Here is a 12,267-nt window from a genome sequence, read left to right as displayed (position 1 = left end):
TCAGCTTAGGGAATAAGCGCCTAAGCTGACTTGGAATTATTAACTAAGAATTAACTCTTTGACAATCCGAGCGCCAAAATAAGCTAAGGATAACAAGGTCGCGCCGGTTAAGGTGTAAATGACCGCGGTGCGAATTTTACAGCCAACCCAATACTGCTGCCACAGCATGGCGATATACACAAACCACGCGATGATAGACAGAATCGCCTTATGGCCTTTGCCATCGGCAAACATATCATCGAGGAAGATAAAACCAGTGGCGAGGGATAAACTCAGTAAAATCACCCCAATAATCACAAGATGATAGAGCTGTTTTTCTACCGTCATCAGCGGCGGAATGCCTGGGCTTAGCATTAATTGTTTCTTCTTGAGTTTATTTTGGATCATCGCCAGCTGAATCGCATACAGGGCGGCGATCATCAGGGCGCTGTATGCCATAAGAGAGAGCACAACGTGGGCCAAAACCTCAGGATACAGCTCAAAGTGAGTAATAAACTTAGGCGGTAATAACCAGAGTAGAGCCACAGAGAGCACAGAGCAGGCGTAAACCACGGGCACAACCACAATCACTTTTAGCCTAAACATCATCACGGTAAAGGTGAAGGCGATGATCCAGTTCACTAACGAGATCACATTAGTGAGGCTGAAGTTTTGTCCATCGGTCGTAAAAATCGCTTGAGAAAGGGCGGCAGCGTGCAAAATCACGGCGATGGCGGCGACACCGGCAACGGCCTTGCGATTAGGGCCTTCAGGATGGAACAGTCGACTTGTCACTAATACCAATGCGATGCAATAAAAAAACATGGCTGAGGCAGAAAAAATGACCATGGGTAATTAACCTATTCGTGTTGTTAATGGTGCTTTGAAAACGGGGCATACAGATCAATATTTTGCCTAGAATAACATGAGCTGTCGGCAAATGGGCAGTGACATAAGTTGCAAAATTTAGCAGATTCTTATTGTTAGACGTAAATAGTCGTAGGCGAATCGCAAAATATGACCTAAAGCAGGTTAGTTGCCGAAGTTAACGCAAGTAGGGCATAGCAGTAGCATAATGCGCCCGCATCGTTATAATACAGCCCATTAATCGAGATCCTAAAGGTATAGAGCAGGACGATGTTTGAGAATCTAACCGACAGACTGTCACGCACGCTGAAAAATATCAGTGGCCGTGGTCGCTTAACCGAAGAAAACGTTAAGGAAACCCTGCGCGAAGTGCGTATGGCGCTGCTGGAGGCCGATGTTGCCCTGCCTGTGGTGCGTGAATTCGTTAACAATGTAAAAGAACGTGCCGTTGGTCAGGAAGTGGCGAAAAGCTTAAGTCCTGGTCAAGCCTTTATTAAGATTGTTCAAAGCGAACTTGAAAAATCCATGGGTGAGGCCAACCAAGCTCTGGATTTAGCCACTCAGCCGCCAGCGGTGGTGATGATGGCGGGCCTTCAAGGTGCGGGTAAAACGACCAGCGTTGCCAAATTAGGTAAGCTGCTGCGTACGCGCCATAAGAAATCGGTATTAGTCGTCAGTGCCGACGTTTACCGCCCTGCGGCGATTAAACAGCTAGAAACCTTAGCGACCGAAGTCGATGTGGAGTTCTTCCCATCGGATGTGAGCCAAAAGCCAATCGATATCGCCAAGGCGGCTATTGCCCACGCCAAACTTAAATTTATCGATGTGGTGATCCTCGACACCGCGGGTCGTCTGCACGTCGATGAAGCCATGATGGATGAGATCAAGGCGCTGCACGCGGCGGTTAAGCCGATTGAGACACTGTTCGTGGTCGATGCCATGACAGGTCAAGACGCGGCAAATACGGCTAAAGCCTTTAACGAAGCGCTGCCGCTCACAGGTGTGATTTTAACTAAGGTCGACGGTGATGCGCGTGGTGGTGCGGCATTATCAATTCGCCACATTACCGGCAAGCCGATTAAATTCCTCGGTGTTGGCGAGAAGACCGATGCCCTAGAGCCTTTCCATCCCGACCGTATCGCCTCACGTATTCTCGGCATGGGCGATGTATTATCGCTTATCGAAGAAGTTGAGCGCGGTGTCGATAAAGACAAGGCGATGAAGCTGGCTTCTAAAGTGAAGCAGGGCGGAAGTTTTGATCTCGAAGATTTTCGCGAGCAGCTACAGCAGATGAAAAACATGGGCGGCATGATGAGCATGATTGAAAAGCTGCCCGGTGTGGGTCAATTGCCACCGGATGCCCTAGCGCAAATCCAAGACGGTAAAATGACCCGTCAAATGGAAGCCATCATTAACTCAATGACGGCCAAAGAGCGTAAAAACCCTGATTTAATCAAGGGCTCACGTAAGCGCCGTATCGCTGCGGGTTCTGGTACGCAAATTCAAGACGTGAACCGTTTATTGAAACAGTTTACCCAAATGCAAAAGATGATGAAAAAGATGTCGGCCAAGGGCGGCATCCAGAAGATGATGCGCGGAATGCGTGGCATGATGCCAGGCGGCATGAAATTTCCTGGCCGTTAATTCTGGCGATTTTCACCAAAGTTGATGTTTTATCAGTTGGTTGATTCTATTTGAAATGAAGCGGGCAATCCTAAGGCAGGTTTAATAATCGCCAGATTTGGTTGCATTCGTTGAAAAGTCAGGTAAAATCTTCCGGCTTTCTATCTGGGACTCTTCGCGAACACGGGGTTCCAGTTTTTATTTTTGCTTCAAGCAAATCATTAGAGGATTGAAAACGCATGGTTACCATTCGTTTAGCTCGTGGTGGCGCTAAAAAGCGTCCATTTTACAACATCGTTGTTGCTGACAGCCGTAACGCTCGTGACGGTCGTTTCATTGAGCGTGTTGGTTTCTTCAACCCATTGGCTCGTGGCCAAGAAGAAACTTTACGTTTAGACCTAGCTCGCGTTGAGCACTGGGTTGCGAACGGCGCTGCGACAACTGATCGCGTAGCAAAATTGATCAAAGACGCTAAAGCAGCTGCTTAATAGCGTTAAGGTATAGATTGATGAGCAGTAACCAACAGCCAGTCGTACTGGGGAAATTAGGCTCCTGTCATGGCATTAAAGGTTGGCTGAAAATCACCGCCTATACCGATTCTGTTGAAGGTATCTTTGACTATTCACCTTGGCTTATTAAAGAAAATGGTGAATGGCGTGAAGTAAAAGTCATTCAGTGGCGTTACCAAGGCAAGGCTGTTGTAGCTGAGCTTGAAGGTGTCACCACGCGGGAGAGAGCACAAATGCTCACCAATTGCGAAATCGGTATCCTGCCAGAACAGATGAACGATTTGCCAGAAGATGAATTCTACTGGCGTGACCTCATCGGTTGTGAAGTGATTAATACCAATGGCTATAACATGGGTGTGGTCGATCAAATCGTGGAAACCGGTTCGAACGACGTGCTGCTAGTGAAAGCCAATGCCAAAGATAGCTTCGGCAAAGTGGAACGTATGCTTCCCTTTGTCCCAGGACAATTCATCCTGAAGGTGGATGTCCAAGGTAAACAGATTTTAGTGGATTGGGATCCTGACTTTTAAGTCGAGGTACAACATATGTGGTTAGGGGTTATCACCCTGTTCCCAGACATGTTCCGTGCCGTAACAGACTTTGGGGTTACGGGTCGTGCCGTGAAAAACGGTCTGCTTGAGTTGCACACGTGGAATCCTCGCGATTTCACCCATGATAGACACAGTACGGTGGATGACAGGCCTTACGGCGGTGGCCCCGGAATGTTGATGATGGTGCAACCTTTGCGCGATGCCATCCATGCTGCGAAAGCCGCAGCAGGTGAAGGTGCGAAGGTGATTTATTTGTCACCTCAAGGACGTAAGCTGGATCAGCGAGGCGTCACTGAGTTGGCTGAATCATCCCGGTTGATTTTGGTGTGTGGTCGGTACGAAGGTATTGATGAGCGCATCATTCAAACGGAAGTGGATGAAGAATGGTCGGTTGGGGATTACGTGCTTTCGGGCGGCGAATTACCTGCAATGACCTTGATAGATGCAGTATCGAGATTGGTTCCTGGCGTGCTAGGAAAACAAGCTTCGGCGGAGCAAGATTCTTTCTCCGACGGTTTACTGGACTGTCCTCATTACACGCGCCCTGAAAGCTTAGATGGACTCGATGTACCCGCAGTACTGCTAAGTGGCAACCACGAACAAATTAGACTCTGGCGTTTGCAGCAAAGCCTTGGTAGGACTTTTCTAAGACGGCCAGAATTATTTGAAAATCTAGCTCTGACTGACGAACAATCGACTCTTTTAGCGCAGTTCGTTGAAGCAATGGACAAGAATGCTTAGTCGTAGCTCAGTTAATTCTAGAACGGAGTAAGTTATGAACAACATCATTAAAATGCTCAACGATGAGCAAATGAAACAAGACGTACCTGCGTTTGGTGCTGGTGATACAGTAGTAGTTCAGGTTCGTGTTAAAGAAGGTGATAAAGAGCGTTTACAGGCTTTCGAAGGCGTTGTAATTGCTAAACGTAACCGTGGTCTGCACTCTGCATTCACAGTACGTAAAATCTCTAATGGCGAAGGTGTTGAGCGTGCATTCCAAACGCACAGCCCTCTGATCGCTAGCATTGAAGTTAAGCGTCGTGGCCGCGTTCGTCGCGCCAAACTGTACTACTTACGTGATCGTTCAGGTAAATCTGCACGTATCCGTGAAAAGCTGGCTACTAAGTAATAGTACTCGCTACAGAAAACAAGACGTAGTGTTCGCACAGAAAACCGCCCTTGTGGCGGTTTTTTGTTGCCTGCAGTTTGTCTTTTTAGCCATTTCGAGTGCGTTTCGAGTTAAGTGTCGATTTTATTAAATTCTTCCTTGATCTTCTGCCAATTAATAGGCATATTGGTCGCTCATTGTAATGGTGTAGCATTACAATGTTACATGGTGGCCTCGGCTATTTATTCTTCCCCGCAGCGGTTTGAGATCCAGACTCCTGATCACATGGGGATATGACTTCAGTTTTAGGTGGTAAGCATGCAACAGGATACGATCAATAACGTACACATCAGTTCAGAGAAAGTTCTTATAACACCGCAGGAGCTAAAAGCGACTCTGCCACTCTCTGAGCACGCGTATCGTTATATCCTCAATGCACGCAAAACCGTGGCGGATATTGTCCATAAGCGCGATAACCGCGTGCTTATCGTTACAGGACCTTGTTCTATCCATGATATTGATGCCGCCAAGGAATACGCCTTAAAGCTTAAAAAACTCCACGATGAACTTAGCGATGAGTTTTACATCTTGATGCGAGTCTACTTTGAGAAGCCACGTACCACAGTGGGTTGGAAGGGGATGATTAACGACCCTGATATGGACGAGTCCTTCGATGTCGAGAAGGGCTTAAAGATGGCCCGTGAGTTGATGATCTGGTTGGCCGAACTCGAACTGCCAGTAGCAACCGAAGCGCTCGACCCTATCAGCCCGCAGTACATCTCAGAATTAGTGACTTGGTCAGCCATTGGTGCCCGCACGACTGAGTCGCAAACCCACAGGGAAATGGCGTCGGGTTTATCTATGCCCGTTGGTTTTAAAAATGGCACAGACGGAAAGCTCGATGTAGCGATTAACGCGCTGAAATCGGCTGCCAGCAGCCACAGATTTATGGGGATTAACCAACAGGGCCAAGTCGCGTTATTGCAAACTGCGGGTAACCCAGATGGGCATGTGATCCTCCGCGGTGGCGCTGCGCCAAACTACGATGCTAAGAGCGTCGCCGAATGTGAGGCGCAGTTACATAAGGCCAAACTCAATGCGCGCCTGATTATCGATTGCAGCCACGGTAATTCCTCTAAGGATTACACCAGGCAAGTCCCAGTGTGTGAAGATGTATTTAACCAAATCTACAACGGCAATAAGTCCATCATCGGCGTGATGTTAGAAAGCCATTTAAATGAAGGTAATCAAAGTTGTGATAAACCATTGAGCGAACTGGCCTATGGGGTTTCTGTGACAGACTCCTGTATTAATTGGGAAAAGACCGAAAGCGTTTTACGTGCGGGCGCATCGAAGTTATCTTCGGTATTAGCAACGCGTTTCGATATGCTCAAAGTGGCCAATGCTTAAGAGTCAATCTTAAGAGCCGAATGTTTAAACACCTGACTTTAGGTGTGTAGTGGACTGATAAGATGAACGAAAAAACCACAACTGAATTAGAACACCTTCGCGGACTCATCGATGGTGTCGACCAGCAATTGCTGCATTTACTGCGTAAACGCTTAGATTTAGTCGCGCAGGTGGGCACAGTTAAACACGCCGCAGGCCTGCCGATTTATGCGCCGCAACGTGAAGCGGCAATGTTGGCAAAACGCCGCGAAGAAGCCAAAACCATGGGCATTGCGCCGCAACTGATTGAAGATATCTTGCGCCGCTTGATGCGTGAATCCTATCTCAACGAGAAGGATGTCGGCTTTAAGCAAGTGAAAAACGATCTCGGCTCGGTCGTGATTGTCGGTGGTAAGGGTCAGCTTGGTGGATTGTTTCAACAAATGCTGTCGCTCTCGGGTTACCAGGTCAAAGTGCTGGATAAAGACGACTGGCAGCAAGCGGAAACCTTATTTGCTGACGCCGGATTAGTATTGGTGACTGTGCCTATCGCCATCACCTGCGACATTATCCGTGAGAAACTGACCCAATTACCGCAGGAATGTATCTTAGCCGACTTAACCTCGATCAAGACTGAACCTATGAATGCCATGTTGGCCGCTCACAAAGGGCCCGTTGTCGGGTTTCATCCTATGTTTGGCCCGGATGTCGGCAGTTTGGCTAAACAGGTGGTGGTGGTGTGCCATGGCCGCGAAGCCGATAAATACCAATGGCTGCTAGAACAAATTGAGATTTGGGGCGCACGGATTGTCGAAGCTGAACCTGAACGTCACGACAATGCGATGCAGCTGGTACAGGCGATGCGCCACTTCTCAACCTTTGTGTATGGCTTGAATCTTTGCAAAGAAGAAGCGGATATCGAAACCCTGCTGCAATTTAGCTCACCTATCTATCGCTTAGAGCTCGCTATGGTCGGGCGTTTGTTTGCCCAAAGCCCAGAACTCTATGCCGATATTATTTTTGCCCAGCAGGATAGCCAGCATGCGATTGGCGATTATTTGGATAACTATCGAGAGGCATTAGAGCTACTGAAACGGGGCGATAGAGACGCGTTTATCAGCCAGTTCCAAACGGTGGCAAAATGGTTTGGTGATTTTGCACCGCAGTTTCAGCGTGAAAGTCGCATGATGCTGCAATCGGTCAGTGATATGAAAACAAACTGATAATGAATAAGTTAGCCATAAAATGCCCATCTTTGATGGGCATTTTTTTTAGGTTTTTCAGGCGGGCGTTATTGTGTTAATTAGCAATTGCTGAAGGTGATCTCTCTCTAAGATTTCGCATTCGAGCCAAGAAAAGGCTATCGCTTATTTACGGTTTCGGTAGACTTATTTTAAACATGCAAAAATAAAGCATGAATTTAAATTAGGAGTCTATCCATGTTTTGTATTCAGTGTGAGCAAACTATTCGTACCCCAGCTGGCAATGGTTGTAGCTATGCCCAAGGCATGTGCGGCAAATTGGCCGCGACCTCGGATCTGCAAGACTTGTTAATCTATATGCTGCAAGGTGTTTCAGTGTATGCGACTAAGGCGCGTGAACTGGGCGTCATTAACCCTGAGGTGGATACCTTTGTTCCTAAAGCTTTTTTCTCGACCTTAACCAACGTCAACTTCGATGATGAACGCATCATCGCCTATGCCAAGCAGGCGGCTGAGTACCGTGAAAGTTTAAAAAATGCCTATGAAGCGGCGTGTGAAGCTGCGGGTAAACAGGCTGAATCGCTCCCCCCGGTGGCGCAATTTGTGTTGGGCACCAGCAAGCCTGAAATGTTGTCTCAAGCACCAGTCGCCTTACTCAATAAAGATAAAAATGAAGTCCACGAAGATATCCTTGGGCTGAGACTACTGTGCTTATATGGCCTTAAAGGGGCGGCGGCTTACATGGAGCACGCCCGTGTTTTAGGTAAAACCGATGCTGAGATTGCTGGTCGCTTCCATGAGATTATGGCGTTTCTCGGTGAGCCGAGTGTCGATGCTGACAAACTGTTCACCACGGCCATGGATATTGGTCAACTGAACTACCGCATCATGGCGATGCTCGATGCGGGCGAGACCGAAGCCTTTGGTCATCCAGAACCGACTGTCGTCAACACTAAAGCCGTTAAAGGCAAAGCGATTCTGGTATCTGGCCATGATATGAAGGATTTAGAGCTTATCCTCGAGCAAACGGCGGGCAAAGGCATTAATGTTTATACCCATGGTGAAATGCTCCCCGCGCTTGCGTATCCTGCCTTTAAAAAATATGCCCACTTAGTAGGTAACTACGGCAGTGCCTGGCAAAACCAGCAAAAAGAATTCGCTAATTTCCCCGGCGCCGTAGTGATGACCTCAAACTGTATTATCGACCCGAATGTGGGCCAATACAGCGACCGTATCTTTACCCGCAGTATTGTGGGTTGGCCTGGTGTGACCCATGTAATTGGGGATGATTTTTCAGTTGTGATCGACAAGGCGCTCGCGCTCGATGGCTTCCAATACGATGTAATCCCTCACAATATCACCATCGGTTTTGCCCGTAATGCTTTAATGGCCGCAGCACCGACTGTGGTGGAAAACGTGAAAAATGGTTCTATCAAACACTTCTTCTTAGTCGGTGGTTGTGATGGTGATAAGTCGGAGCGGAGTTATTTCACCGATTTAGCGAAATCGGCGCCAAAGGATTCCGTTATCCTGACCTTAGGTTGTGGTAAGTACAAATTCAACAAGCTGGAATTTGGCGATATTAACGGTATTCCGCGTTTGCTCGATATTGGCCAATGTAACGATGCCTATTCGGCTATCCAGTTGGCTATCGCGCTATCACAAATCTTTGAATGCGATATCAATGAATTACCATTGAATCTCGTGCTTTCATGGTTTGAGCAAAAAGCCATTGTCGTGCTGCTGACGCTGTTATCTCTCGGGGTGAAAAACATCCGTACCGGCCCAACGCCGCCGGCGTTTTTAACGGCCAATCTCGCCAAAATTTTGGAAGAAAAATTTGGCCTGCGTAACACCACCACAGTTGAAGCCGATCTGAAGACCATGCTGAACGTGGCCTAGGCCGATTAATGCATGGAGTCACTGCGGCTTTGCGCTAAAGCTGCAGTGTTATGGATACAAAGACGATGAATATCAGTACTATGCAAAATATCATGCCAAGTCCCGTTTTATCTTCTGCGCCTGCAAGTGTTGTGGGCTTTAGCCAGCTAGTGTGTGTGGAGCGCTGGAACGAAACTGCCGATGTGGTGAGTTTTCGCTTTCAAGCGGGTGAGCCGATGAAGTTTGATTATAAGCCGGGGCAATTTATGACCTTAGTGCTCGAGATCAACGGTGAGCAGGCTTGCCGCAGTTACACCTTGTCCTCAACCCCTTCGAGACCCTATTCCTTAATGTTAACCATTAAGCGAGTCGATGGCGGACTGGTGTCGAATTACTTGATTGACCATTTACAGCCGGGGCAAACGGTACGAGTCCTGCCGCCAACAGGGCAGTTTAATCTGTTTGATATTCCAGCCAAAAAATACCTATTTTTGAGTGCAGGCTGTGGGATCACGCCCATGTATTCGATGTCGCGTTATTTAACCGACAGCCAAATGAATGCTGACATTGCCTTTGTGCACAGCGCTCGTACCCAGGCCGATATTATTTTTAAAACCTCATTAGAGACCATGGCTACGCGCCATCGAGATTTTAAGCTGCGTTATATTGTGGAGGATGTCACCGCTGATACGGCTTGGCATCCCGAGGCGGTATTGCATGATGTCGGCCGTTTAAGTGCCGATAATCTACGAGATTTAGTCCCCGATTTTGCCGAGCGAACCGTGTTTTTGTGCGGGCCAGAGCCTTATATGCAGGCGGTCAAAACGATTCTAGCTGAGCTTAACTTCGATATGACTCAGCTGTATCACGAGAGTTTTGCCACAGCGGTGAAAGAGGCGCAATCCCGCGTAAAACAGGCCGAAATGCAGGCTGAAGCTCCTGTTAGTGGCAGTAACAGCTTTATGTTATCCATTGGTGATAAAAAGCGGGCTTTAACGGCCGAGCAAACTTTACTCGAGGGGATTGAAGCCGAAGGCTTACCTATTATTGCGGCCTGTCGTTCGGGCGTATGCGGCGCGTGCAAATGCCAAGTGCTCGAAGGGGAGACTGAGTCCACAAGTAGCATGACCTTAACACCTAACGAAATCGAAGCCGGATATGTGTTAGCTTGCTCGACTAAACTCAAGTCGGATGTGACGCTATCTTTGACCTGACATTAGTCTTTGAAGGGCATAGGTTGATTCAAAAAATCGGTGGTTTAAAAGATCTTGCGAGGAAATATTTTTGCGCCTTAGTTGCGATTATGTCTGCGAGAACGTAAGGTTAAAGACGAGGGCGGAGTAACGCCCAGTCCCATCGTCTGGCTGGAGTCTCTCAATGACAACGACAACCACATATGCCGCAAAAATTGAAGATCGCAGCTTAGGCCATTTGCTTTACGCCTTAATGTCAGGCTTCCCGCTGTTACTGCTGCCGGTGTTGTTGAGTCTATTTATCAACTTGTCTCAACGACATACGCAAGGTAATGCCTTGCTGGCATCACATCTACGCTGGCAACGTCACTCCAATGTGATATTTCTTGGTCTGTTAGTATTGGGCTATTGTCTGCCCATCACTTGGCTCAGTCTTTCGATTTATCTCTTTGGTATTATTTGGTTTTGCCATCGGATTATTAAAGGCTGGTTAAGTCTGTTGGATGGTTTAGAAGTCTAAAACTTGTGCTAGAGTCTCTTCATCTTAGGGTGATTAGAGACTCTTATGACTAGTTATCAAATTCTCTGTATTCTCTGTGCGTTAGCCTTAGTCACGTCTGTGGCATCCTCGCGTTTACATAAGCTGCAAGAAACCGTCGCCATTACCGCATTGGCGTTGGGCATGAGCCTGTTGCTTTTACTGGGGGGTAAAGCGCTTGGCGGCCATGTTTATGGTTACTTTGTGGCGGGGTTGGAGAAGCTCGACTTTCAGGCGCTATTGCTCAATGGCATGTTAGGATTTCTCTTATTTGCCGGGGCATTGCAGATCCGCTTAAAAATCTTAAGGCATCAGAAATGGGAAATTCTCATCCTTGCCTTTGTCAGTACCTTACTCTCGACTTTTATCGTCGGTGGTTTGCTTTATTACATCGCTCCCATGCTGGGATTACCCTTGGCCTTAAGCCATTGTTTGCTCTTTGGTGCCTTGATTTCCCCCACAGATCCGATTGCCGTGTTAGCCATTCTGAAGAAGATGGGCGCGCCCGAAGATATTGCGATTCAGGTAGAAGGGGAGTCGCTCTTTAACGATGGCATAGGACTGGTGATTTTTGTGGCCATCTCCCATCTGGCTTTTTCAACTGAGCCGCTGACCTTTTCGCAAATCTCGCTATTGTTTGTCCAAGAGGCGCTCGGTGGCGTCGTTTATGGCGCCGTGCTCGGCGTATTATTGCACCATTTCTTTCGTTACTGTGAGGAAGAAACCCAGTTGATGCTGGTCACTTTGCTGATCCCGACGGCGGGTTATGTCATAGCCGAAGTGTTAGGGGTATCGGGGCCGCTGGCGATGGTCAGTGCGGGGATGATTATCGGTAACTACAGCGTGCCTAAGTATTTTGTGCGCCATGAGCGCGTGAAACTCTACACTTTTTGGTCGCTGATTGAATCCTTCTTTAATGCGTTGTTGTTTCTCCTGCTCGGATTATTACTCCTGCTCGTCACCTTTAAGGCGCCATTATGGTGGTTTATGTTAGTGGCTATTCCACTGGTTTTAACGGCGCGGGCGGTGAGTGTATTTTTGCCCTATATCGGATTTAGGTTGGTGAAGTCTTACAATCCCTATGCCGAGTCGATACTCATTTGGGGCGGGCTCAGGGGGGGGCTGGCCTTGGCCATGGCGATGAGTTTACCAGAAGGCGTTATTGTCGATTCACAAAGCGGTGTCGAGCTGCGTGAGCTACTGCTCGTGATGACCTATGCCGTGGTGGTGTTTTCAATCCTAGTGCAGGGCTCGAGTATGACGGGGTTAATTCGCCGCAGTAATGCGGTGGCAACAGATACCAATAGCCAGATTGCGCCTGAGCGGACTTAGATCTGCTGGGTTTTACCTTGAGGGGGAAAACCTTAAGCTCTAAATCCACAGCTCTAAATCAGCAGCTATAAATCCTAAGTTCTAAACAATACAGC

Annotated in this window: 12 protein-coding genes; 11 read left to right on the top strand and 1 reads right to left on the bottom strand. The window is 47.9% G+C overall.

Annotation, left to right across the window (positions count from 1 at the left end; translation table 11 throughout):
• Positions 1-39 precede the first annotated feature (39 nt).
• The gene (locus K0H60_RS15125) at positions 40-828 is read right to left on the bottom strand and encodes a cytochrome C assembly family protein (protein ID WP_011717866.1); all 789 of its coding nucleotides are present in this window, start codon (positions 826-828) and stop codon (positions 40-42) included.
• Positions 829-1,116: 288 nt separating this feature from the next.
• Here K0H60_RS15125 and ffh point away from each other — a divergent pair, with 288 nt between their 5' ends.
• From ffh to K0H60_RS15070, 11 genes are all read left to right on the top strand, one after another.
• Positions 1,117-2,490: a signal recognition particle protein gene (gene ffh, locus K0H60_RS15120; protein WP_011623589.1), complete on the top strand. Its 1,374-nt coding sequence runs from the start codon at positions 1,117-1,119 to the stop codon at positions 2,488-2,490.
• Positions 2,491-2,708: 218 nt separating this feature from the next.
• Entirely contained in the window at positions 2,709-2,957 is a 249-nt protein-coding gene (rpsP, locus tag K0H60_RS15115; protein WP_011071566.1) for a 30S ribosomal protein S16, read from the top strand.
• Positions 2,958-2,977: 20 nt separating this feature from the next.
• A complete protein-coding gene (gene rimM / locus K0H60_RS15110) occupies positions 2,978-3,508 on the top strand; it encodes a ribosome maturation factor RimM (RefSeq protein ID WP_011717865.1) in 531 nt (176 codons plus the stop codon).
• A gap of 15 nt (positions 3,509-3,523) precedes the next feature.
• Positions 3,524-4,270: a tRNA (guanosine(37)-N1)-methyltransferase TrmD gene (gene trmD / locus K0H60_RS15105; RefSeq protein ID WP_220056238.1), complete on the top strand. Its 747-nt coding sequence runs from the start codon at positions 3,524-3,526 to the stop codon at positions 4,268-4,270.
• Positions 4,271-4,304: 34 nt separating this feature from the next.
• Complete coding sequence (rplS, locus tag K0H60_RS15100; RefSeq protein WP_006080791.1) at positions 4,305-4,658, top strand: 50S ribosomal protein L19; 354 nt, start codon at positions 4,305-4,307, stop codon at positions 4,656-4,658.
• Positions 4,659-4,955: 297 nt separating this feature from the next.
• Positions 4,956-6,047: a 3-deoxy-7-phosphoheptulonate synthase gene (locus K0H60_RS15095; protein WP_220056237.1), complete on the top strand. Its 1,092-nt coding sequence runs from the start codon at positions 4,956-4,958 to the stop codon at positions 6,045-6,047.
• A 62-nt stretch (positions 6,048-6,109) separates the two neighbouring features.
• Positions 6,110-7,249, top strand: a complete 1,140-nt coding sequence (gene tyrA, locus K0H60_RS15090) for a bifunctional chorismate mutase/prephenate dehydrogenase (RefSeq protein ID WP_220056236.1) — start codon at positions 6,110-6,112, stop codon at positions 7,247-7,249.
• A 216-nt stretch (positions 7,250-7,465) separates the two neighbouring features.
• The gene (gene hcp / locus K0H60_RS15085) at positions 7,466-9,130 is read left to right on the top strand and encodes a hydroxylamine reductase (protein WP_220056235.1); all 1,665 of its coding nucleotides are present in this window, start codon (positions 7,466-7,468) and stop codon (positions 9,128-9,130) included.
• 50 nt (positions 9,131-9,180) lie between these two features.
• On the top strand, positions 9,181-10,323 hold the full coding sequence (locus tag K0H60_RS15080; protein WP_220056234.1) for an FAD-binding oxidoreductase: 1,143 nt from the start codon (positions 9,181-9,183) through the stop codon (positions 10,321-10,323).
• A 163-nt stretch (positions 10,324-10,486) separates the two neighbouring features.
• Entirely contained in the window at positions 10,487-10,822 is a 336-nt protein-coding gene (locus K0H60_RS15075) for a hypothetical protein (protein WP_011623581.1), read from the top strand.
• Between the two features lie 45 nt (positions 10,823-10,867).
• A complete protein-coding gene (locus tag K0H60_RS15070) occupies positions 10,868-12,172 on the top strand; it encodes a cation:proton antiporter (RefSeq protein ID WP_220056233.1) in 1,305 nt (434 codons plus the stop codon).
• The last annotated feature ends 95 nt before the right edge of the window (positions 12,173-12,267 follow it).

This window comes from Shewanella mangrovisoli (assembly GCF_019457635.1).
Classification (GTDB): domain Bacteria; phylum Pseudomonadota; class Gammaproteobacteria; order Enterobacterales; family Shewanellaceae; genus Shewanella; species Shewanella mangrovisoli.
This window is presented reverse-complemented; position numbering and strand designations above follow the sequence as displayed.

Bases quoted from the DNA above. Each gene is read 5' to 3' on its own strand.
- K0H60_RS15125 (WP_011717866.1), bottom strand. From the start codon at position 828: ATGGTCATTTTTTCTGCCTCAGCCATGTTTTTTTATTGCATCGCATTG.
- ffh (WP_011623589.1), top strand. From the start codon at position 1,117: ATGTTTGAGAATCTAACCGACAGACTGTCACGCACGCTGAAAAATATC.
- rpsP (WP_011071566.1), top strand. From the start codon at position 2,709: ATGGTTACCATTCGTTTAGCTCGTGGTGGCGCTAAAAAGCGTCCATTT.
- rimM (WP_011717865.1), top strand. From the start codon at position 2,978: ATGAGCAGTAACCAACAGCCAGTCGTACTGGGGAAATTAGGCTCCTGT.
- trmD (WP_220056238.1), top strand. From the start codon at position 3,524: ATGTGGTTAGGGGTTATCACCCTGTTCCCAGACATGTTCCGTGCCGTA.
- rplS (WP_006080791.1), top strand. From the start codon at position 4,305: ATGAACAACATCATTAAAATGCTCAACGATGAGCAAATGAAACAAGAC.
- K0H60_RS15095 (WP_220056237.1), top strand. From the start codon at position 4,956: ATGCAACAGGATACGATCAATAACGTACACATCAGTTCAGAGAAAGTT.
- tyrA (WP_220056236.1), top strand. From the start codon at position 6,110: ATGAACGAAAAAACCACAACTGAATTAGAACACCTTCGCGGACTCATC.
- hcp (WP_220056235.1), top strand. From the start codon at position 7,466: ATGTTTTGTATTCAGTGTGAGCAAACTATTCGTACCCCAGCTGGCAAT.
- K0H60_RS15080 (WP_220056234.1), top strand. From the start codon at position 9,181: ATGGATACAAAGACGATGAATATCAGTACTATGCAAAATATCATGCCA.
- K0H60_RS15075 (WP_011623581.1), top strand. From the start codon at position 10,487: ATGACAACGACAACCACATATGCCGCAAAAATTGAAGATCGCAGCTTA.
- K0H60_RS15070 (WP_220056233.1), top strand. From the start codon at position 10,868: ATGACTAGTTATCAAATTCTCTGTATTCTCTGTGCGTTAGCCTTAGTC.